The sequence below is a fragment of the Streptomyces sp. NPDC045967 genome (assembly GCF_056430495.1).
The window spans coordinates 21,295-40,765 of sequence record NZ_JBWKLE010000016.1 but is presented as its reverse complement, the minus strand read 5'-3'; the positions used below and the strand labels follow the sequence as shown (position 1 = coordinate 40,765).

Annotated in this window: 21 protein-coding genes and 1 pseudogene; 8 read left to right on the top strand and 14 right to left on the bottom strand. The window is 72.8% G+C overall.

Features of this window, described 5'->3' with window-relative positions; genetic code table 11:
* Positions 1-100 precede the first annotated feature (100 nt).
* The 3 genes and pseudogenes from AC07FY_RS25345 to AC07FY_RS25335 all read left to right on the top strand — a co-directional run bounded on the left by AC07FY_RS25345 (position 101) and on the right by AC07FY_RS25335 (position 1,378).
* On the top strand, positions 101-319 hold the full coding sequence (locus AC07FY_RS25345) for a hypothetical protein (RefSeq protein ID WP_479010129.1): 219 nt from the start codon (positions 101-103) through the stop codon (positions 317-319).
* A 34-nt stretch (positions 320-353) separates the two neighbouring features.
* A pseudogene (locus AC07FY_RS25340) lies at positions 354-551 on the top strand (serine/threonine protein kinase); the annotation flags it as partial.
* Positions 552-1,192: 641 nt separating this feature from the next.
* Complete coding sequence (locus AC07FY_RS25335; RefSeq protein ID WP_479010396.1) at positions 1,193-1,378, top strand: hypothetical protein; 186 nt, start codon at positions 1,193-1,195, stop codon at positions 1,376-1,378.
* Positions 1,379-1,449: 71 nt separating this feature from the next.
* On the opposite strand, the gene AC07FY_RS25330 is transcribed toward AC07FY_RS25335, so the two are convergent.
* The 11 genes from AC07FY_RS25330 to AC07FY_RS25280 form a co-directional block, all read right to left on the bottom strand.
* Positions 1,450-3,171, bottom strand: a complete 1,722-nt coding sequence (locus tag AC07FY_RS25330) for an acyl-CoA dehydrogenase family protein (protein WP_479010127.1) — start codon at positions 3,169-3,171, stop codon at positions 1,450-1,452.
* Positions 3,172-3,284: 113 nt separating this feature from the next.
* A complete protein-coding gene (locus AC07FY_RS25325; RefSeq protein ID WP_479010124.1) occupies positions 3,285-3,839 on the bottom strand; it encodes a PadR family transcriptional regulator in 555 nt (184 codons plus the stop codon).
* A gap of 73 nt (positions 3,840-3,912) precedes the next feature.
* Complete coding sequence (locus tag AC07FY_RS25320) at positions 3,913-5,391, bottom strand: ABC transporter substrate-binding protein (protein WP_479010121.1); 1,479 nt, start codon at positions 5,389-5,391, stop codon at positions 3,913-3,915.
* A 4-nt stretch (positions 5,392-5,395) separates the two neighbouring features.
* Positions 5,396-7,399: a hypothetical protein gene (locus AC07FY_RS25315; protein ID WP_479010118.1), complete on the bottom strand. Its 2,004-nt coding sequence runs from the start codon at positions 7,397-7,399 to the stop codon at positions 5,396-5,398.
* 197 nt (positions 7,400-7,596) lie between these two features.
* Positions 7,597-7,800 carry a cold-shock protein gene (locus tag AC07FY_RS25310; protein WP_069918725.1) on the bottom strand — a complete coding sequence of 68 codons (204 nt, stop codon included), beginning with the start codon at positions 7,798-7,800 and terminating at the stop codon, positions 7,597-7,599.
* A 156-nt stretch (positions 7,801-7,956) separates the two neighbouring features.
* Positions 7,957-8,775: an amino acid ABC transporter ATP-binding protein gene (locus AC07FY_RS25305; protein WP_479010115.1), complete on the bottom strand. Its 819-nt coding sequence runs from the start codon at positions 8,773-8,775 to the stop codon at positions 7,957-7,959.
* A gap of 37 nt (positions 8,776-8,812) precedes the next feature.
* Positions 8,813-9,613 (bottom strand): amino acid ABC transporter permease, encoded by an 801-nt coding sequence (locus AC07FY_RS25300; RefSeq protein ID WP_479010112.1) that lies wholly within the window; start codon positions 9,611-9,613, stop codon positions 8,813-8,815.
* Positions 9,610-10,461, bottom strand: coding sequence for an ABC transporter substrate-binding protein (locus AC07FY_RS25295; protein ID WP_479010109.1), 852 nt, complete (start codon positions 10,459-10,461; stop codon positions 9,610-9,612). Before AC07FY_RS25295 ends, AC07FY_RS25300 begins: the two co-directional genes overlap by 4 nt.
* Before the next feature lie 186 nt (positions 10,462-10,647).
* Positions 10,648-12,195 carry an AMP-binding protein gene (locus tag AC07FY_RS25290; RefSeq protein ID WP_479010106.1) on the bottom strand — a complete coding sequence of 516 codons (1,548 nt, stop codon included), beginning with the start codon at positions 12,193-12,195 and terminating at the stop codon, positions 10,648-10,650.
* On the bottom strand, positions 12,192-13,382 hold the full coding sequence (locus AC07FY_RS25285; protein ID WP_479010104.1) for an acyl-CoA dehydrogenase family protein: 1,191 nt from the start codon (positions 13,380-13,382) through the stop codon (positions 12,192-12,194). Before AC07FY_RS25285 ends, AC07FY_RS25290 begins: the two co-directional genes overlap by 4 nt.
* The gene (locus AC07FY_RS25280) at positions 13,375-13,602 is read right to left on the bottom strand and encodes a hypothetical protein (protein ID WP_479010101.1); all 228 of its coding nucleotides are present in this window, start codon (positions 13,600-13,602) and stop codon (positions 13,375-13,377) included. The genes AC07FY_RS25285 and AC07FY_RS25280 overlap by 8 nt, the downstream gene beginning before the upstream one ends.
* On the opposite strand from AC07FY_RS25280, the gene AC07FY_RS25275 reads away from it, so the two are divergent.
* Positions 13,592-13,843 (top strand): AMP-binding enzyme, encoded by a 252-nt coding sequence (locus AC07FY_RS25275; protein WP_479010098.1) that lies wholly within the window; start codon positions 13,592-13,594, stop codon positions 13,841-13,843. The two genes, AC07FY_RS25280 and AC07FY_RS25275, sit on opposite strands and share 11 nt — an antisense overlap.
* 161 nt (positions 13,844-14,004) lie before the next feature.
* Complete coding sequence (locus AC07FY_RS25270; protein WP_479010096.1) at positions 14,005-14,247, top strand: DUF6059 family protein; 243 nt, start codon at positions 14,005-14,007, stop codon at positions 14,245-14,247.
* Here AC07FY_RS25270 and AC07FY_RS25265 read toward each other — a convergent pair.
* Both AC07FY_RS25265 and AC07FY_RS25260 read right to left on the bottom strand, forming a co-directional pair.
* Complete coding sequence (locus tag AC07FY_RS25265) at positions 14,227-14,982, bottom strand: DinB family protein (RefSeq protein WP_479010094.1); 756 nt, start codon at positions 14,980-14,982, stop codon at positions 14,227-14,229. The genes AC07FY_RS25270 and AC07FY_RS25265 overlap by 21 nt on opposite strands.
* A 131-nt stretch (positions 14,983-15,113) precedes the next feature.
* Positions 15,114-15,320: a hypothetical protein gene (locus AC07FY_RS25260; RefSeq protein ID WP_479010091.1), complete on the bottom strand. Its 207-nt coding sequence runs from the start codon at positions 15,318-15,320 to the stop codon at positions 15,114-15,116.
* 157 nt (positions 15,321-15,477) lie between these two features.
* Here AC07FY_RS25260 and AC07FY_RS25255 point away from each other — a divergent pair, with 157 nt between their 5' ends.
* Both AC07FY_RS25255 and AC07FY_RS25250 read left to right on the top strand, forming a co-directional pair.
* Positions 15,478-16,377, top strand: a complete 900-nt coding sequence (locus AC07FY_RS25255) for an aminoglycoside phosphotransferase family protein (RefSeq protein WP_479010088.1) — start codon at positions 15,478-15,480, stop codon at positions 16,375-16,377.
* Positions 16,378-16,597: 220 nt separating this feature from the next.
* Complete coding sequence (locus AC07FY_RS25250) at positions 16,598-16,837, top strand: chaplin (protein ID WP_479010085.1); 240 nt, start codon at positions 16,598-16,600, stop codon at positions 16,835-16,837.
* A gap of 161 nt (positions 16,838-16,998) precedes the next feature.
* Here the strand turns inward: AC07FY_RS25250 and AC07FY_RS25245 are convergent, their stop codons facing one another.
* Positions 16,999-17,157, bottom strand: coding sequence for a hypothetical protein (locus tag AC07FY_RS25245; RefSeq protein ID WP_479010082.1), 159 nt, complete (start codon positions 17,155-17,157; stop codon positions 16,999-17,001).
* Positions 17,158-18,011: 854 nt separating this feature from the next.
* Between AC07FY_RS25245 and AC07FY_RS25240 the strand changes: the two genes are divergently transcribed.
* Positions 18,012-19,403: a cellulase family glycosylhydrolase gene (locus AC07FY_RS25240; protein ID WP_479010382.1), complete on the top strand. Its 1,392-nt coding sequence runs from the start codon at positions 18,012-18,014 to the stop codon at positions 19,401-19,403.
* The last annotated feature ends 68 nt before the right edge of the window (positions 19,404-19,471 follow it).

Here is a 19,471-nt window from a genome sequence, read left to right as displayed (position 1 = left end):
TTTTCCTAGCGGGGGCGGGGCTGGCCTGCTGGAGCTGACGGGGAGCGGGGCCGAGCCACTGGAGGCGGGGGATCCGCGCCGGATCGGCACGATCGAGCTGGTGGGCCGACTGGGTGCCGGGGGCATGGGACGGGTGTACCTCGGGGTCCGGGACGGCCGGTACGTCGCCGTCAAGCAGCTGCTGGCGTCCGTCGTCGGCGAGGACGAGGACTTCCTGCGCCGTTTCGGGCACGAGTTGGACAACCTCGCCCGGCTGCCCGCGGAGGCCACCGCCCCGCTGCTCGCCAGCGACCGCACGGCGAGGCACAGAGCCGGCTGACCAGGACCGGCATGGTCGTGGGCACCCCGCCTACATGGCGCCCGAACAGGCCACCGGGAAGAAGCGGTTGAGCGGTGCCACCGACGTCTTCGCACTGGGCTCGGTGCTCGCCTACGCGGCCTGCGGCCGGCCGCCCTTCGGCGACGAGTCCGGACACGGCGTGCTGTACCGCATCGTGCACGAGGCGCCGGACCTGGAGCCGCTGCGGGAACTGGAGCCGGATCTCGCCGAGATCGTCGCCTCCTGCCTCGACAAGGACCCCGAGGGCCGGCCCACCGCCGCCGAACTGCTCGCGCCGGCCTCCGGGAAGGGGGAGGCGGTCGCCCCGTCGTGGCCGGCGGCCATCGCCCGCCGGCTGTCGGAACGGGCCGCCTTCGCCGCGCACGTCCAGGACGTCGACGTACGGACGCTCCCGCTCGCGGGCGGGGGCGCGGGCGGGGGCGCGGAGCCGGAACCCGCGCCGCCGCGGACGGGTGGGCAACCGGAACCGGAGCGCATCCCGGTGCCGGATCCCGCCCCGGCTTCGGCTCCCGCCCCGGCTTCGGCTCCCGCCCCGGCTCCGGCTCCGGTTCCGGCTCCCAAGGGGGACTCCGGGCGGCGCGAACGCCGCCGCCGGACCCGCGTGCGCGGGCGGCGCGGGCAGCCCGCGCCCCTCCGGTGGCGGAGCCTCGACGGCCCCCTCGGCGCCGGCTCCCCCCGATTCCGGCACCTACCGCTACCGCAACGGCAACAACAGCAGGTGCGCCACCCAGGTCTACGGCTCCGCGGACCACGGCGACTGCGCGGACACGACCGCCAGGTGCACCGTGCAGAGCCGGTCCGACGGGGTTCAAGCTGGTCAACAAGCAGACCGGCGGCTGCCTGTACGCCAACATGCTCGGCCAGGCCGTCTTCGTGGGCGACTGCGGCTCGGGCAGCAGTCTGCTGTGGCGGGCCGGTCCGGACGGCAGTCTGCGCAACTCCTACAGCGGCGGCTGCCTCGACCTGGGCATGAGCGCCGGCCTGGTGACCAACACCTGCGGCGGGCAGGCTTCCCAGCGCTGGACGAAGCAGGGCTGACACGTCCGCCGGGCGGCCCCGGTGTTCCGGGAGCCGCCCGGGGTACGTCCAGCCGGTCGGCCGGCCGGCCGTTACGGCGCCATCTCGTAGGCCCCGGCCAGGGCCTCCACCCGCTCCCAGACCCGCGCCGACCGGTCGGCGTCCACCACCGGGCGCCGGACGGCGCCCAGTGCCCAGGTCTGCTGGTCCGAGGTGGCGGAGTCCTTGCCGTGCAGCTCGACCGCGTGCGCGGAGAAGTCCCGGACGAGGACGCCGAACAGCTCGTCGAGCACGTCCTCGTCCAGGCCGGTCAGGCGGGCCTGCTCCAGGATCAGCTGCCCGTGCACGACCAGGGCGAACAGCTGGCCCACGGAGAGGAGGAGGTCGAGGTCGCGGCTCTGCTCCTCGTCGGGCGCGGCGGTGGTGACGAACGCGCACAGGGCGTCGGCCTGCTCGCGGAAGCGCGCCACGTTGGGCACGGCCGCGTAGGCGTCGTAGGCCGGGCGCCAGTCGTGGAAGCGTACGGAGCCCAGACCGCGGGCCGGGCCCTGCCGGAAGAGGAAGTCGTCGTCGGCCGCGTCGAGGCGGGTCGGCACGGGGGCGTACTCGGCCGGTTCCAGCAGGTGGTTGCGCATGAACTTGAGGATCAGCGCCAGGTTGACGTGGACGGTGCCCTCCAGCTTCGGCAGACCGCGGATCTCGACGGCCGCCTGGGCGAAGTAGGTGTCCTTCTCGAAGCCCTTGGCCGCGATGACGTCCCACATCAGGTCGATGACCTTCTCGCCCTCGGTGGTCACCTTCATCTTGGTCATCGGGTTGAACAGCAGGTAGCGGCGGTCGTCGGGGCCGGCGGAGCGGAAGTAGTCGACGGCGCGGTCGCTGAACAGCTTCATTCCGACGAGGCGGACGTAGGCGTCGGCGAGTTCGCGGCGCACGTGCGGGAAGGCGGTGACGGGGCGCCCGTAGAGGATGCGGTTCTGCGCATGGGTGACGGCCTCGTACATCGCGTGCTCGCAGATGCCGATCGAGGCGGTGCACAGGTTGAACTTGCCGACGTTGACCGTGTTGAGCGCCGCGTCGAAGGCGGCGCGGCCGGTGTGCAGGACGTCCTCGGCACGGACCGGGTAGTCCTCCAGCCGGAACTCGCTGACGTACTTGGAGGAGTCGACCACGTTCTGCACGAGCCGGTACGCGGGGTGGCGACTGTCGGCTGCGAAGAAGACGTAGCCGTCGGGGCCCTCGACGTCGGTACGCCGGCCGAAGACGGAGACGAGGCCGGCGGCGTTGCCGTTGCCGATGTAGTACTTGGAGCCGGTGGCCCGGAAGCCGCCGGCGCCGTCGGGCTCCAGCAGCATGTCGGTGGAGTAGATGTCGGCGCCGTGGGTCTTCTCGGACAGGCCGAAGGCGAACACCTCGCCCTCCGCGAGGAGCTGCGCCGCACGGCTGCGGGCCTCGGCGTTGTCGCTCTGCCAGACCGGGCCGAGGCCGAGGATCGTGACCTGCCAGGCGTACCAGTAGTCCAGGCCGTAGAAGCCGAAGATCTCGTTGAGGGCGGCGATCCGCGCGGTGTCCCAGCGCTTGTCCGGATCCTGCCCACCGGCGGGGGCGGGAGTCAGGAAGGTCGCGAAGAGCCCTTCCTTCGCGGAGAACGCGAGGAAGTCCGCCAGCCAGGCGCGGGAGCGGTAGTCCTCGATCAGCCGGCGCTTGCCGCGCTCCTCGAACCAGTCGACGGTGGCGCGCAGCAGCCTGCGGGTCTCCGGGTCGAAGTGGGCGGGGTCGTAGGTGCGCGGGTTGAACAGCAGCGGGTCGGTCATGGGAGGTCCGTCCTTCACGGTCGGGAGGGAGAAGACGAGAATGAAGAAGAAGGAGAAGGAGAAGGGGAACGGGGCGGAGGAAAGAGGGAGGGGTGCGGCGTGGGGGGCCGGGGTCAGGGCGCGGCGAGCCGGCGGAGCGTGGACAGCACGTCTTCGAGCCACCCGAGGGTCATCCGCTCGTAGGCGATGCCGCCGCGCAGCACGACGTGCTGCAGTTCCCGCCCCGTGTCGCCCTGCGCGGGAGCGTCCGGGCCGGTGAAATCGCGCAGCTCACCGGCGAGGTAGCGGGTGAGGCGGTCGGCGTGCGCGCCGCGGTGCCGCTCCACCTCGTCGATCAGCGCGGCCGGATCGTCGAAGGCGGCGCCGCGGATCTTCACGGCGAGTTCGTGCCGGACGCTGTCGGGCTGGATCGGCTCGTGCAGCCAGGCGGACAGCGCGGCCCGGCCGGCGGCGGTGACGGAGTACTCCTTCTTGTCCGGCCTGGCCTCTTGCGGCACGTGCCGGACGTCGAGCCGGCCGTCCGACTCCATGCGCCCCAGCACGCGGTAGATCTGCTGGTGGGTGGCGGTCCAGAAGTAGCCGATGGACCGCTCGAAGCGCCGGGCCAGCTCATAGCCGGAGCCCGGCTGCTCCAGCAGGGAGACGAGGATCGCGTGCTCGAGTGCCATGCCCCGATCTTTCTATGCAACTCGTTGCATAGACAAGCGCCACCGCCCGGGTGAGACGCGGCTCACCCGTCCCTCACTGCGCCTCGGGCGGCTTCCCCTCGGCCGCGGACACCTCGACGAACTCGGCCTGGCCCTTGGCGTTCAGCCGCAGGACCGGGACCGCCTTGTTGCGGGGGTTGCCGTTGTTCTGGAAGGAGATGAAGCCGCTGGCTCCGGCCACCTGCTGGCTCCCGTCCATCTGGTGGAACATCCGGGCCACCGCGTCGCCGGCGACCGCGCCCTGCCAGCGGGCGGCCATCTGGATGCCGTGGGCGGCGGTCAGGAACGCGTCGTGGCCCATGAGGGCCCCGCCGTCGTGGCGGGGGTCGTGGGGGAACCACTGGTCGAGCAGGCCGCCCGGCTGGAAGTTCTTCGCCGAGGGGGCGGACACCGACTGGGGCGACGTGCGGTACATGTCGGGATGGGAGAGGCCGGTGTAGAGGACCTCGACGCCCGTCTCGGCAGCGTGGGCGAGCTGCTCGGCGGTCAGGTTGGTCGTGTCGTCCCCGGCGAAGACGGTGAACTTCTGATCGGTGCAGCTGCGGTTGGACAGGGCGTCGAGGAAGTGGGTGAGGTGGCGGCCGCGACCCGCGAAGTAGACGAGCTGAGGGCGTTGCAGGCACAGCTGTCCCGGCATGTAGCGCAGCTCGTTCTGCCAGGCGCTGCCCACGGAGGAGTCGTAGGTCATGCGCTCGGCGACCAGCTTGAACCTGTCGCCGTCGTGGAAGGCCTGGGTGAAGGCGGTGCCGAGGGTGGAGGCGTACAGGTTGCCCTTGGCCACGTCCTGGATGACCACGGCCGTGCCGACGCCGCGCCGCTTGAGGAAGCCGGCGGCCGCGTACGCCTCGTCCTCGTTGGTGGGGGCGACCCGGACGAAGCCGTTGATGTCCTGGATGTTCGTGGCGGTCATGGTGGCGCCGACCATGGCGACGCCGTGCTCGGACAGGCGCCTTATGGCCGCGAGGTTCTCGTCCGTGCTGGGTCCGAGGCCGGCCACCGCGACCAGCCGGTCCGGGCCGTCCTTGCGGGCGATCAGCTCGTCGACGGTGTGCCGCCAGTGCGCGGACCTGCTGCCGGCGTTCGCGATCAGCAGCCGGATCTTGGGCGTGGCGGCCAGGTCGCCGCGGTTGTGCCGGTACTGGGCGAGGTAGGCGCCCTGGAGTTCGTGGCGGACGCCCTCCGCGGAGTTGCTGTCCTCGGCGGTCACGGTGAAGGAGGTCAGGTACGCCACGCTGACGTAGGGCTCCTTGTCCGCGTCGGCCAGGACGCGGTCGTTCTCCGCCAGGATCTTCCTGCGGACCTCGTCGAGGTGCGGGGCGAAGGCGTACGAGCCGTCGGTGACGCCGACGCATTCGTCGTCCGGGCCCTTTTCGACCACGCCGTCGGCACATCGGGCCAGCCGCTCCTGGATCCAGCCTCCGCCCAGCCAGACGGCCGCCGCCAGTACGACGGCGGCGGCGGTGGCCAGGGCGACGCGGCGCACCACGTGCAGGGGCCATTCGAGTCTGGCCACCCGCTCAGCCCTCCCCGCCGGCCGTCTGGGGATCACGCCAGTGGCGGTGCCGCTCGGCCTCGTTGAACAGGGCCACGATGTCGTTCCTCCGCAGTTGGGACAGCTGGGTGTAGCCGTCGGCGATCATGTCGTTGAGCCGCATGGCGGGGTCGGCCAGCGGATCGCTCCACACCCAGCGGGTGGTCACCAGCGTGTGGATCACCGACTCGACGTCCCGCACGCGCTCGGGGCGCAGCGGACCGAGTCCGGCGAGGAGTTCCAGCGGTCCGAACTCCGCCGGGAGGCGGTTGGGGGCGGCGGTGACCGCGTTGAACTCGGAGATCCACTGCACGGCCGGCACCTGGGTGAACCGCCGGGTCAGGTGGGTGGTCACCTCGTCGGTGCGTCCGACGGCGAGCTGGTGGTACATCTCCTGCACCGGCTTGCCCTCGCCCCGGTAGAACTCCGCCAGGAGTTCGTGCGCGGTGTCCCACGCGTCGGGGCGCCGGGCCAGCCGCCACAGCAGCAGGCGGCGCAGCCACGGGTGGAGCACGGGGACGACGGTGAGCGGTCCGGACAGCAGCCAGCGGGACCGGATCTCGCCGAACAGGGCGTCGCCCGGGCTGAGCAGCCGGGTGCCGACGGAGAAGTCCCGGGCGGCGGCGCATTCGGCGAGGGTCGAGCGGTCGGAGTCGTCGAAGTCGCGCAGGAGGTGGCCGAGGGCGGTGTCCGCGAGGGTGGCGGTCTGCTCGCCGCTGCGCAGCGGCCGGTCGGGCAGGGTGCGCAGCCAGCGGTCCAGCCGGGGGCCGGACTCCGGGGGTGACCCCGACTGGCGCAGTACGTCGAGTACTTGGTGCACGGCACGCGGCAGACCACCGGTGAGCCGGTGCACGAAGGGCGTGAGGCGGGTCAGCGGGGCGAGGTCGCTGTTCCCTCCGAGCTGGAGCTCGATACGGATGCGCACCTCGTCCAGGTTGAGGTCGCGCAGGCGTAACGGGTACCACCAGGTGTCCTCGCTGTCGCGGGTCGGCCGGTGGGTGTTCCAGTCCGAGAGGGAGGCCCGGTCGGGGCCGCGCAGCTGCCAGGGCCAGGAGTCGCCGGTGGCCGGGCCCCAGCGGGGCAGCCAGCGGTTGGAGCTGGCGACGACGGTCAGCGGGTCGCTGGCGTGGCCGGCCACGACCGTTTCGTCGTGCCGGGCGCGCACCAGCAGGTCGAGGAAGCGGCGGCCGTACGCGGTGTGGGAGTTGTCGAGCAGCAGCAGGTAGGAGCGGGGCATGAAGTTGCGGGCGGTGTTGCGTCTGAGGTCTTCCAGGAACGCCGAGAACAGGACGAGGTCGAGGCGCTCCTGTTCGTTCTCGTCTCCCTCGTGGCGCCACAGGTTGAGCTCGACGAGGGCCTCCATCGGGTCCCCGCTGCGGGTCATGGGGTGCCGTCCGTACCACTGGGCACCCGAGGTCAGCCGGTTGCCGAGCCGACCGCCGAGCAGGCTCGGCATACTGCGGCGGCTGCGCCGCAGGGCGTCCTGGAACAAGGCGAGGGCCGCGGTGGAGGCGCCTTCGGGCATGCCGACCGCCCCCATGCCCACCTCGAAGAAGGCGGCCAGGTAGTCGCCGTGGCGGGCTTCGTTCTCCTGCTGGAACTCGTCGAGCTGCCGCTGCACGGCGCGCCGGCCCTCGGCGAGGCTGCGCATCCTCAGTTCCTGGTCGGAGGCGAGCAGGCCGAGGCTGAGCAACGGGAAGTGGGAGCGGCCGTAGCGGGGCAGCTTGCGCTCCAACTGCCGGGCGAGCAGCCCGAGGGCGTAGCGCGGCAGGAGCGACTGCGCTCCGCCGAAGTTGACGAAGGCGAAGGGGTAGTGGGGTCCGAAGTGCTCCATGAGGGCGCTGTGCGCCTCGCTGGCGCCGCTGCCGGGCGGGCCGAGCAGCATGGTCAGGGGCCGTTCGGCCGCGGGGGCCTCCTTCAGGCAGGCGTCGACCAGCGACAGGATGCCGCTGCGGCCGCGCAGGCCCATGCCCGTACCCGGCTCCCTCACGTGTGTGCCCCCCAGCATGCCGTGTCGAGGACACGAGAGTGCCATTCGAAACCCGGCGGCTGCCATGGCCTTTGCCGCCCGTGTTCGTCAGGTGCGCCGCCCCGGGCAGGCCGCGCGCGCCGGGCTGCGGTGCGCGCAAGCGTGCCGGCGGCGCCCGCATCGGATGCGGGCGCCGCCGGGAAGGCCGGGGCGGGAGGTCAGCCGCGGACGATGTTCTCCGCCTGCGGGCCCTTCTGGCCCTGCGTGACGTCGAACGACACCGTCTCGCCCTCGATCAGCTCGCGGTAGCCGTTGCCGGAGATGTTGGAGTAATGGGCGAAAACATCCGGTCCGCCCCCGTCCTGGGCAATGAAGCCGAAGCCCTTTTCGGAGTTGAACCACTTCACGGTGCCGCTGGCCATACTCATCCCTCTGCTCAATTCAGCGGTTGGCCCGGGGCCGGGCCTCCGCGGCGCCCGATCACGGGCGCCTGAGCCACTTCTCCCCCGCTGTCCCCACGCTTACACCTGAGATGTGCGACCGGATAACCACATGAACGCCGGTGCCCGGTGCGGGTCTTATCCGTCGTGCCGTCCGTCGGCCGGTCCGTCGTGCCCGGGGCCGTCGTGGACGGTGGGCGCGGGGGCGGCCGCGGGGTCCAGGACCCGGTTGAGGAAGTTGCGGGTCCGCTCGTGCCGCGGCCGGGCGATCACCTGCGCGGCGGGTCCCTGCTCGACGATCACCCCGCCGTCCATGAACACGACGCGGTCCGCGACCTCGCGGGCGAAGGTGATCTCGTGGGTGACGACCATCATGGTCATGCCCTCCCCCGCCAGCACCCGCATCACCGACAGCACTTCGCCGACCAGCTCCGGGTCGAGCGCCGAGGTCGGCTCGTCGAAGAGCATCACCTCCGGCCCCATCGACAACGCCCGGGCGATCGCCACCCGCTGCTGCTGGCCGCCGGACAGCTGCGCCGGGTATGCCTCGGCCTTCTCGGTGAGGCCGACCCGCGCGAGGTTCTCCCGGGCGACGGCGGCGGCCCGCGCCTTGTCCCGGCCGAGCACCCGGCGCTGCGGGAGCGTGAGGTTCTCGGTGACGCTGACGTGCGGGAAGAGGTTGAACTGCTGGAAGACCATGCCGATGCGGCGACGGACTGCGTCGATGTCGACGTCCAGGTCGGTGACCTCCGTGCCCCCGACGAAGACCCGCCCCTGCTCCGGCTCCTCCAGGAGGTTCACGCAGCGCAGGAGCGTCGACTTGCCGGAGCCGGACGGCCCGATGACGCACACCACCTCGCCGCGGGCGATCTCCAGGTCGATGCCGCGCAGGACGTGGTTGTCTCCGAAGGACTTGTGCAGGCCCTGGATCTCGATTTCCGGGCGGTCCGTGGTCATCGTCTCCACCGTTCCCGTCGTGGGTTTCATCGCGGCCTCACACGGCCTTGTCCGCGCGGGCTTCGAGGCGGCGCACCACGATGCTCAGCGGCACCGTCACCAGCAGGTAGCACAGGCCGGCGACCAGGATCGGAGTGGAGTTGGCGGTCTCGCTCGCGAGGTCGCGGCCGAACTTCGTCAGCTCCCGCTCCTCCAGCGTCACGCCCAGGAACAGCACCAGGGAGGAGTCCTTGAACAGCAGGACCAGCTCGTTGGTGAGCGGCGGGATGACGATGCGGAACGCCTGCGGAATGATGATCGTCACCATGGCGCGGGCGTGCGAGAAGCCCAGCGAGCGGGCCGCCTCCATCTGGCCCTTGGGCACCGCCTGGATGCCGGCCCGGATGGTTTCGGCCATGTAGGCGGCGGCGACCAGGCCCAGGCCGAGGGCGACCTTGCCGTACGTGCCGCCGGGGATCTCGTAGCCGGGGAACGCCAGCGGCACCGCCACGCCCACGAAGATGAAGATCAGCAGGGCGGGCAGGCCCCGGAACAGTTCGATGTACACACTGGCGACCCACCGGTAGGGCGCCACCGAGGACAGCCGCATCATCGCGATGACGAGGCCGAGGACCAGGCCGAAGGCGAACCCGGACAGCGTGTACACCACCGTGTTGCGCAGGGCGATGGTGATGATGTTCGGGAAGAGCCGGACGGCCAGGTCCGCCTGCGCGAACTGGTTCTGCAGGCGGTCCCAGTCGGCGAGGACGGCGATCAGGACCACCGCGCCGACGAAGATCGCGTACTGGATGCCCTGCGACACCCGGCGCCGCTGGCGCCGGGTCAGCCGAGAGGTCACGAGGCGGCCTGGGGCAGGGGGCCGATCCACTGCTCGTAGATCTTCTTGTAGGTCCCGTCCGCCTTGGCGTCCGTGACGGCCTTGTCGATCGCGGCGAGGAGGGCGGTGTTGCCCTTCTTCACCGAGAAGCCGTACTGCTCACCGGTCTCGATGTTCTGCCCCAGGACGAAGGCGTCGGCGTTCGCCTTGTCCTTGAGCCAGCCCTGGACGACGGGGTAGTCGATGACGACGGCGTCGACCTGGCCCGTGCGCAGGCCGTTGAGGACGGCGTCGGAGCTCTCGAAGGCGACCGGGTTGAAGCCCTGGGCCTTGGCGTAGCTCTCGCCGGTGGTCTCGGCCTGCGCGCCCAGCTTCTTCCCCTGCGCCTTGACCTCGGCCAGCGAGGTGACACCGCTCTTCTTCGTCGCGAGGAGCGCCTGGGTGGCGTCGAAGTAGGGGACGGAGAAGTCGACGTTCTTCTTGCGCTCGTCGGTGATCGTCATACCGGCCGCGGCGAGGTCGCACTGGCCGGAGTTGAGGAAGGCCCCGGTCTTGAAGTTCTCGAACGGGGTGTCGAGGATCTTCTGTTCGACCTGGAGGTTCTTCGCGACGAGGTCGATCAGCGCCACGTCGAAGCCGACGACCTTGCCGTTCTGCTCGAACTGGAACGGCGGGTAGGGCAGATGCGTGCAGGTCGTCAGCTTGCCCTTGGCGACGACGGGCACACCGCCGGCCGCCTCCCCCGGGCCGCTGTCGCCGGAGGAGCAGCCGGCCGTGAGGAACGTTCCCGCGGCGACGGCGGCGCAGGCCGCCGAGCGGACGCGGTGGCTGCTGCGGTGGGTGCGGTGTCCTTCGGCCGTCCGGAACACGGTTGACCTCCACGGGTGCGAAGCGGGAGCGATCGCGGGACGGGACCGCCGGTCGCGATCGTAAGCCCCTCGCGGCGCACCGTGGCGGACCATTCGAGCGAGTGTCCAGATGCGGCCGGAGCCGGGGGCGGGGCGGGCCCCCGGGACCTGGTCCGGCGGGTGGGGGTCCGTCCCGGTCCGGCTTCCTCAGGCGGCTGTCAGCAGGGTGCGCAGGCGCTCGCGGTCGGTCTTGCCGTTGGCGTTCAGCGGGAGGGCGTCCAGCACGGTGAGGGTGGCCGGGACCATGTAGCCCGGCAATCGGGCGCGCAGGGCCTCGGTGAGGGCCGCGGCTCGGTCGGCTACGGGGCCGGAGCAGGCCGCGGCCAGTTCCGTGCCGCCGCCCGCGTTGGCGACGGCGATGACGGTGGCTTCGGTGACTCCGGACTGTTCCCGCAGGGCGGCCTCGACCTCGCCGAGTTCCACGCGGTACCCGTTGACCTGGACCCGCTGGTCGAGCCGGCCCTGGTGGAGGTAGCCGCCGTCGGGCAGCACCGCGACCCGGTCGCCGGTGCGGTACCAGTGGTCGTCGCCGAGCGGCGTCGCAGGGTCCCACGGGGCGCCGTCGGGGGTGAGGAAGCGGCCGGCGTTGTCGGCGGGGTCCAGGTATCCGGGGAAGCGCTGGGGGCCGCGCAGGCACAGTTCGCCGTCCCGTACGAGCGCCTCCAGACCGGGGTGGGGGCGGCCGATCGGGACGGTGCCGTTGGGGGTTCCCGGCCAGGCGCCCGGCTCCCCCGTCAGCCGGTGGGCGGTGCAGGTCACGGTCAGTTCGGTCGGGCCGTAGGCGTTCTCCACGGTGCTGTGCGGGGCGGCGAGCCGCCAGGCTGCCGCCTGCTGCAGGGTCAGCGGTTCGCCGCAGAAGACGCTGCGGCGCAGCGCCGGCAGGCTCCCCGGCCGGAGCTGGCGCAGGCGTCGGGCGAGCGAGACGAGCGAGGGTACGGAGTTCCAGTGGGTCAGCTCGCGCCGGGCCGCGAACCGGACGGGGGCCATCAGCTCGGTGCGGTCGGGGACGACGAGGGTGGCGCCGGAGCCCCAGGCGCAGAACATGTCGAAGACCGACGGGTCGAAGGTGAGGTCGAAGGTCTGCGAGAGCCGCGCTCCGGGGCCCGCGCCGTGCGCCGGGACGACGTGCCGCAGGAACGCGTCGGCGTTGCTCTGGAGGACCGGGACGCCCTTGGGCACGCCGGTGGAGCCGGAGGTGAACAGGATGTAGGCGAGGTCGGACGGCGCGCCCTGGGCCGGGGGCGGTGCGCAGTCCGCGGCCGGTGCGTCGAGGGCCGTGTCGGTCAACCGCAGGACGGGCGCGGGCAGGGCGAGGCCGGGCGCGGTGTTCTCGTCGGCCAGTACGGCGTCCAGGGCGGCGGCCCTGGCCACGGTGACGTGGCGGGCGTGCGGGAAGGCGGGGCCGAGCGGTACGACGGCGGCGCCCAGGCGCTGGACGGCGAGGTAACCGGCGTACGCGACGAGGGTGCGGCCGGCGAGCAGGCCCACCCGGCGCGGGGTGCGGCCGCCGAGGTGGTCCAGGAGGGCGGCGGCGATCCGCCCGGCGAGGCCGTCGAGCTCGGCGTACGTGACGGTCCGCCCCGCGACTTCGAGGGCGGGCCGGGCCGCGTGTGCCGCGACGGAGTCGGCGAACCAGTCGTGCAGGGTGCGGTGGCCGGCGGGAGCGGGAGCGGGGGTGGACGCGGGCGGGGTCATGGGGTGTCTCCTCGGGGTTCGAGGCGGGCGAGCACCTGCTCGGCGGAGTCGGCGAGCGTCGCGAGGACGACCTCGGTGGCGCCGCCGCCGATCCCGAACAGGGCCGCCTGCGCCCTGGTCTGCTGCACTGAGCCGTCGGCGAATCCGGCGGCGCCCCACCACTGGGCGCAGTCGCCGAGGACCTGGCCGACGGTGGCCCCGGCCGCGGCCTTGAGGGTGGCGGCCGCGGTCGTGTCGTGGTGGCGGGCCACGGGCTGCGCGAACTGCTCACAGAGGGCGTGCAGTTCCTGGGTACGGACCAGGCAGGCGGCGAAGCGCTGCCGGACGGCCTCGTTGTCCCACAGCGTGGCTTCGCCGTGGGTGCGGGCGGCGAGCCGGCGGCGGGTGTCGGTGAGGACGCGCCGGCACAGGGCGACTCCCCACAGCGCGCCCGCGAGGCGTTCGGTCGCGATGTGCCGGGCGAAGGAGGGCAGTCCCATGCCCACCCGGTCCACGAGGTGGGCGGTGGACAGCCGGACGCCGTCGAAGCGGACGTGTCCGGTGCCGGAGGCCGCGTACAGGGAGGTCTCGGCGGGCCGGACCTGGACGCCGGGGGCGTCGGCGGGGACGAGCACCCAGGTGAAGGAGGTGAAGTGGCGGCCGGGCCGCAGCCGGGCCAGCACCAGGAACCAGGCCGCGGTGGTGGCGTTGGCGATCCACTGCTTCCCGCCGGTGACCTCGACGGTGTCCCCGTCGAGGCGGACGGCCGTGCGCAGGGCGCCGAGGTCGGTGCCCGCGGTGGTGTCGGTGGCGGCCAGGGCCGCGGTCACCCGGCCGGCGAGCGCGTCCGCCAGCGCCCGGCGGGCCCCGGCGCCGGTGCCCGTGGCCAGGACCGGCAGCGTGGTGGCGAGCGGGACGCTCACCGAGAGGGTGGCGGAGATGCCGAAGCGGGCGTCGCTGGCGGCGAGCACCCGAGCGAGGGCGCCGGGGCGCACCCCGCCGCGGGGGTCGCCGTCGCGGTAGCAGGCGGCCAGGTGGCCCCCGGCTCCGAGAGCGGCCCAGACCTCGGCGCCGGAGGCGCCGGGAGGCAGGGCCGCCAGGTCACGGTGCAGCGCGCCGTCCGGTGGGCCCTCCGGGGTGCCGCCGGGGGTCTGCGCACCGGCGCCGTGCGGCCCGGCCGGGCGGGTGCGGGTGGTGGGGTCAGACAAGGCGTACCCCCGTGTCGCGCAGGGTGAGGCGGCCGTCGGCGAGGTGCAGGCGGTCGTTGCTGTAGTTGAGCGCGGCGGACCGCAGGTCGCGCAGGGCCTGTTCCAGACGGGTCGGCGAGTCCTTGAGGTAGCCGTGGCGCAGGCCGACCGCCGTCACCAGGTCGTCGACCGCGCCGTGGCACTGCTCGGCCGCCGTGATCTTCAGGGCGTTGAGCAGCAACTGCCCGCTGGGTGTCGCCAGTTCCGAGGATCGGGACGCCGAGGGGGCGGTGCTGTGCGCATTCGTCGTCCCCGAGCCGGGGGCGGGCGCCGCCGAGGCTCCCGACGCCGCCCGGGTGCGCGCCTTCTGCGCCGACACGCTGCCCGCCTACATGGTGCCGCAGGAGGTCAGGTCGGTTCCCGCGCTGCCCGTCACCGCCAACGGCAAGACCGACCGGGCGGCGCTGCTCGCCCTGTTGTGAGGGCCGGTCGCCCCCTTCCTCACGTCGGCCGCACCCTTCGCCGGCGGGTCGGCTCCGCCAGGACGCGAGCGCATCCCGAGCAGGTGTCGAGCGGGGGCCCAGGTGCGGCCGGAAGCATCTCCCGCAGCGTGATCGTTCCGACGGATGAGGTGACAGTGGACATGCGACCCGGCAGGCGGCCCTCCTTCCCACGGCGCTGGGCGGGCGTGGTGTGGCAGGGCCTGGTCTCCTTCGGCACCCTGCACCTCAGCGGGGAGATCGCCCGCGTCGAACACCGGCCCGGGCCCGTCCCGCTCGACTGCCCGCCACCGGGCCACCCCGAACGCCTGCGCCCCGACCTGCCGTTCAGCCCCGTGGAACTGGCCCTGCTCCACGATCTGGAGTCACGCGGCCCCGCCCGCTGACACCGGACCCGACCGCGGTGCGACGGCGGCGGAGCGGGACCGCCACAGGTCGCGGAGCACCCCGATCTCGGCCATGTGGTGGATGAGTTCGACGTTGGCGCCCGCCAGCACGGTGATGAACGGATCGCCGGGGTCGGAGCCGTACGGGTACTGCGAGAGCCCGACCGTGTCCAGCTGCTCCTCGGTGAGGGCCGCGACGCGCTCGCGCCAGCGGTCCACCAGCGCCCAGAACCGCTCCAGGGCGGTGGCCGCGCAGGGGGTGAAGTCCACCAGCAGGTGCGGGTCCCGGCGCCGTTCGCCGAACGTCCACTCGTACTGGCCGGCGAAGCAGGAGTGCAGGTGCCCCAGCCGCCACGCGATGGTGGTGACGTGCGCCGCGTCGGGCTCGACCGCACCGGTGTGGGCGAGCACCTGCTCGACCCGTTCCACGCTGACGCTCCAGTCCTCGGCGATCTTGGCGACCGTCATGCCGCCCGCGGCCTGCCGGGCGACTTCGGCGTACTCGCTCGCCGGGATGTCCGCGGCCCCCTTGTCGATCACCCACGCGCCCGGCCCGTACGCCCGCGGCGTCACCGCCTCGCCGCGGAGCCGTATCGACCAGCAGCCCTCCACCGGCTCCCAGAGGTACTCCTCGTCGCCCAGCCCCGTCAGCCGCACCCGGGCCGCCTCCGCGGCCATGTCGAACTGGTCGAGCAGCACCCCCAGCCGATCCGTCCGCACGCCCTGCGTCTCCACGTCCCACTCCGTCCCACCGCCGCGTCGCGCACCTCGCCACGCCGGACGGAAGATAACCGCGCGGCCCACCGGCCCGCGACCCCATTCCCGCCGGGCGGCCCGCCCGCCAGGACCGGGCCGCCCGTCAGGACCTAGGGCCGCCGGGGGCGCAAGGGCGAGCCCGCCCCTCCGGTGGCGGTGGAGTCGTGGTCCGGATGGAGGCCGAGCATGTCGAGGAGGACCTCCAGTTCTTCGGCGTTCGCCGCGTGGGCGGCCGCCGTGCGGCGGGCCGCCCGGCGTTCGGCGAGACCGGCCGGAGCCGATACGGCCAGGACGTCAATCGCGTACGGATCGTTCATGCACCGATCCGACCACTCACCCCCGCCCGTGTCAGTTCCATGTGCTCCACCTGCCGAGACGTGCCTGTCAGGAGCCCCGGAACGGGTGCTGCGCGGGCCGCGCACGGGCCGGAAAAACGATTGACTCCGACCGGGGTCCGGCCGTCGGATGGCGGTCATGAGCACAGAACGGACCGGCACCGGCGCGAGCCCCGTGGACGACGGCCTCGTACGGCGCCTCATCAGCGCCCAGTTCCCCCGCTGGGCGCGGCTGCCGGTGGAACGCTTTCCGTCGGGAGGCACGGTCAACGACGTCTACCGCCTGGGAGAGGCGATGGCGGTGCGGTTGCCGCGGCGGCCGGGCGGCGCCGAGGACGTGGCCATGGAGCAGCGCTGGCTGCCCCGCCTCGCACCCCTGCTGCCCCAGGCCATCCCCGAGGTACTCGGGGCGGGCGTGCCCGCACAGGGGTATCCGTGGCCCTGGTCGGTCTACGCGTGGCGGGAGGGTGAGCACCCCGAGCCCGGGGCGCTGAGCGAACCGGTGCACCTCGCCCGGGACCTGGCCGCGTTCGTCACGGCGATGCGGAGCATCACCCTGCCCGGCGCGCCGCAGGCCCACCGCGGCGGTCCCCTCGCCTCGCTCGACGCGGAGACCAGGGCGGCGATCGAGGCCCTGCGCGCGATGCCCGAGGAGGACGTGGACTGCGATGCCGCGCTCGCCGCGTGGGAGGCCGCGCTGGGGACCCCGGACTGGGACGGGCCACCGGTGTGGCTGCACGGAGACCTGATGCCGGGCAACCTGCTGGTGGACGGCGGCCGGCTCGTCGCGGTGATCGACTTCGGGTGTACGGGGGTGGGCGATCCCGCCTGCGATCTCTTCCCCGCCTGGAACCTGCTGCCGGCAGAGGGGCGGCGGGCCTTTCGCGAGGCGCTCGGCGTGGACGGGGCGACCTGGAACCGCGGCCGGGGCCGGACGCTCTCGCAGGCCCTGATCGCGCTGCCGGACCACCGGGCGACGAACCCGGCCATGGCGCGCAACGCCCGGCACGTGATCCGGACGGTCCTGGAGGAAGACTGACGCGGCGCCGGTGCCCGCGCGGACCGGTGACGGCTGCCGGACGCCGCCCGGGCGGGGCGCCGTGCCGCCGAATGCGGGGCCGGGACGCACACCTTCGGGGGAATCCGGCGGACGGGGGCGGGCGGCCGGGGCGGGTGCTGCCGAAGCAAAGGTGCGGGCCCCGTCGGGGACCGTGCGCGGCCCGGCCGCGCTCTGTGCCGTCCGTACAAGGAGATTCCACATGTCGCGTGTCCTGAAGAGTGCCGGGCTTGCCCTCGCCGTCGGCTTCGCGGTCCTCGGTGGTGCCTCGGTCGCGTCCGCCGACGCCGGAGCCTCGGGTGTCGCGGTCGGTTCCCCCGGTGTGCTGTCCGGGAACGTGGTCCAGGTTCCCCTCCACATCCCCATCAACCTCTGCGGCAACTCCGTGAACGTCGTCGGGGTGCTCAACCCGGCGGCCGGCAACATTTGCGTCAACGCCTGACACACCGCGAAACCGTGAGGTGGTGCCGTGTTGGGGCACGGCACCACCCTCCGGCCCGGCGGGCGCCGTCGCGATCCGCCGGCGTGCGGGCGCCGTGGAGGGTCCGGTGGGCCCGCGCGGGCGGGCGGCACCTCGGCATACGCGGGCGAGCCGTCATCCGTTCACGGGGTGACGGGCACGTGGGTCAGGCCGCTCCTCGCCCGGGTGGCGGTGTTGGAGGCGTGGACCACGTTCGACCGGCCGGAGCACTTGGACGCCGAGGTGATCCTGACGGCGTACGCGCCGGTCCCGCCGCGGTCCGAGGTGTTGTCCCGCCACACCGCCCCCGCAGCCGTTGACGAAGGAGGGTGCGGTGGCGGGGTTGTGCGTCTCGTACCCGTTGCGAAGGTGCCGGGAGGGGCGAAGGAGCCCCTGTTGTGCTCGATCAGGTAGCCGACGCCCTTCACGTCCACCCATGAATCGGCGGAGTTCCGGCCGGTGATGCCGCGGCCGTCGAAGGTGTTGCCGAGGATGACGCCGGCGAAGGTGCCCTGCTTGGCGTCGATGGCCTCTGCGGCCGCGTTCGGCCCGATCCGGGCCCGTGTCCTCGATGACGGAGTTGCGGAGCGCCCCGTCGGCCGAGGACCGGCGGACAGGCACGGCCTCCTCCTCGACGTGGGCCTTCCGGGCGATGAAGGCGCCCCGGTATTCGCCCCGGGGGCCGCGGATGGTCTGGCCGGGGGCGGCCGAGGCCGGCGCGCTGCGGAGCTCTGCCGGGGTGTCCACCTCGACCACCGGTCGGATCGACGCCGCTGCCGGGCCGGGCCGGGCCGGGTGAGCAGCCCCGCGAGGACCCCGCGGATCGCTGTCGCCGGGGAAGTGCGCGTGCGGGCGGGTGGTGCGGCGGCTTGGAGGGCTTTTCATCTCATCGTGGGGACAACGTGTACCTCCTGGCACGGGTCGGGCCGGGCCCGCCAACTGCCGCGCGTGCCATGGGAGTCAGGGCGGTGCGCGGACGTGGATCGGATGCAGGGGTCTTGCGGGCTTCGGCCGGACGCTGCTATTCCATGCCATTAGGAAAGTTTCCTTACGATCGCCGAATCGTCAATGGGATGGAGACACCTTGCGATCCCCCCGTGTTCGACCGCGCGTCCTCGCCGGAGCCGGAGCCGGAGCCCTCGCCAGCGCCCTGCTCATGGCCCTCACCACCGCACCCGGCGCCTCGGGCGCGACCGCCGCCCCCGTCAGGCACGAGGCGGAGAGCGCCACCGTGTCCCGGGGCGCGGCGGAGTCCAACCACGCCGGCTTCACCGGCAGTGGGTTCGTCGACTACGACAACACCGGCGGCGGCTTCGTCGAATGGACGGTCGACTCCGCCCAGGCCGGCACCGCCACGCTGGGCCTGCGCTACGCCAACGGCACCACCGCGAACCGTCCGATGACCATCACGGTCAACGGCGCGGCCGTGGCCTCGAACAAGGCGTTCAACGGCACCGGGGCGTGGACCTCCTGGTCCACCACCACCCTGAGCGCGGCCCTCAGGGCCGGTGCCAACACCATCCGGGCCACCGCCACCACCGCGAACGGCGGTCCCAACGTCGACCACCTGACCGTGGACGCCGCGACCACCCCGCCCGCACCGGGTGCCACCCCGGTCGGTGTCAACGGCCGACTGGCCGTCTGCGGCACGAAGTTGTGCAACCAGTACGGCAAGCCGGTGCAGTTGCGCGGGATGAGCACGCACGGCACCCAGTGGTACGCGCAGTGCCTCACGGGCGGTTCGCTCGACGCCCTTGCCAAGGACTGGAACGCCGACATCCTGCGCGTCTCCACCTACGTCCAGGAGGACGGCTACGAGACCGACCCGCAGAGGTTCACCGACCTCGCCCACTCGCTGATCGAGCAGGCCACGGCACGCGGCATGTACGTGATCGTCGACTGGCACATGCTCGACCCGGGCGACCCGAACCACAACCTGTCCCGGGCCAAGACCTTCTTCAGCGCGATAGCGAACCGCCACAAGGGCAAGGACAACATCCTCTACGAAATCGCCAACGAGCCCAGCGGCGTGAGCTGGGGCACGATCAAGGGCTACGCCGAGCAGATCATCCCGGTCATCCGGAGGATCGACTCCGACGCACCGGTCCTCGTCGGCACCCGCGCCTGGTCCTCCCTCGGCGTCTCCGAGGGCGGGGACGAGACCGAGGTCGTGAACAACCCGGTGAACGCGGCGAACATCATGTACACCTTCCACTTCTACGCGTACTCGCACCGCGAGGAATACCTCGACACCCTCTCCCGCGCCGCCGACCGGATCCCCGTGTTCGTCACGGAGTTCGGCACGCAGAACTACGCGGGTGAGGGCGCGAACGACTTCGCCATGACGCAGAAGTACCTCGACCTCATGGCCGCGAAGAAGATCAGCTGGACCAATTGGAACTTCTCCGACGACGACCGCAGCGGCGCCGTCTTCAAGCCGGGCACCTGCGACGGCGGCGGACCGTGGGCCGGGACCGCCCCGCTCAAGCCGGCCGGCGTCTGGATCCGGGAACGCATCCGCACCGCCGACGCCTTCCCCACCGGCTGACGCCCGCCACCGCGACCGCGCGCTTCCTGCCGCGGCCCCACCCGTCACCCACTGCCGGGCGGGGCCGC

What these genes read in the sequence shown, in the direction of transcription:
- AC07FY_RS25335 (WP_479010396.1), top strand. Translation starts at nt 1,193, where the DNA reads ATGCTCGGCCAGGCCGTCTTCGTGGGCGACTGCGGCTCGGGCAGCAGT.
- AC07FY_RS25330 (WP_479010127.1), bottom strand. Translation starts at nt 3,171, where the DNA reads ATGACCGACCCGCTGCTGTTCAACCCGCGCACCTACGACCCCGCCCAC.
- AC07FY_RS25325 (WP_479010124.1), bottom strand. Translation starts at nt 3,839, where the DNA reads ATGGCACTCGAGCACGCGATCCTCGTCTCCCTGCTGGAGCAGCCGGGC.
- AC07FY_RS25310 (WP_069918725.1), bottom strand. Translation starts at nt 7,800, where the DNA reads ATGGCCAGCGGCACCGTGAAGTGGTTCAACTCCGAAAAGGGCTTCGGC.
- AC07FY_RS25305 (WP_479010115.1), bottom strand. Translation starts at nt 8,775, where the DNA reads ATGACCACGGACCGCCCGGAAATCGAGATCCAGGGCCTGCACAAGTCC.
- AC07FY_RS25290 (WP_479010106.1), bottom strand. Translation starts at nt 12,195, where the DNA reads ATGACCCCGCCCGCGTCCACCCCCGCTCCCGCTCCCGCCGGCCACCGC.
- AC07FY_RS25270 (WP_479010096.1), top strand. Translation starts at nt 14,005, where the DNA reads ATGCGACCCGGCAGGCGGCCCTCCTTCCCACGGCGCTGGGCGGGCGTG.
- AC07FY_RS25260 (WP_479010091.1), bottom strand. Translation starts at nt 15,320, where the DNA reads ATGAACGATCCGTACGCGATTGACGTCCTGGCCGTATCGGCTCCGGCC.
- AC07FY_RS25255 (WP_479010088.1), top strand. Translation starts at nt 15,478, where the DNA reads ATGAGCACAGAACGGACCGGCACCGGCGCGAGCCCCGTGGACGACGGC.
- AC07FY_RS25250 (WP_479010085.1), top strand. Translation starts at nt 16,598, where the DNA reads ATGTCGCGTGTCCTGAAGAGTGCCGGGCTTGCCCTCGCCGTCGGCTTC.
- AC07FY_RS25240 (WP_479010382.1), top strand. Translation starts at nt 18,012, where the DNA reads ATGGCCCTCACCACCGCACCCGGCGCCTCGGGCGCGACCGCCGCCCCC.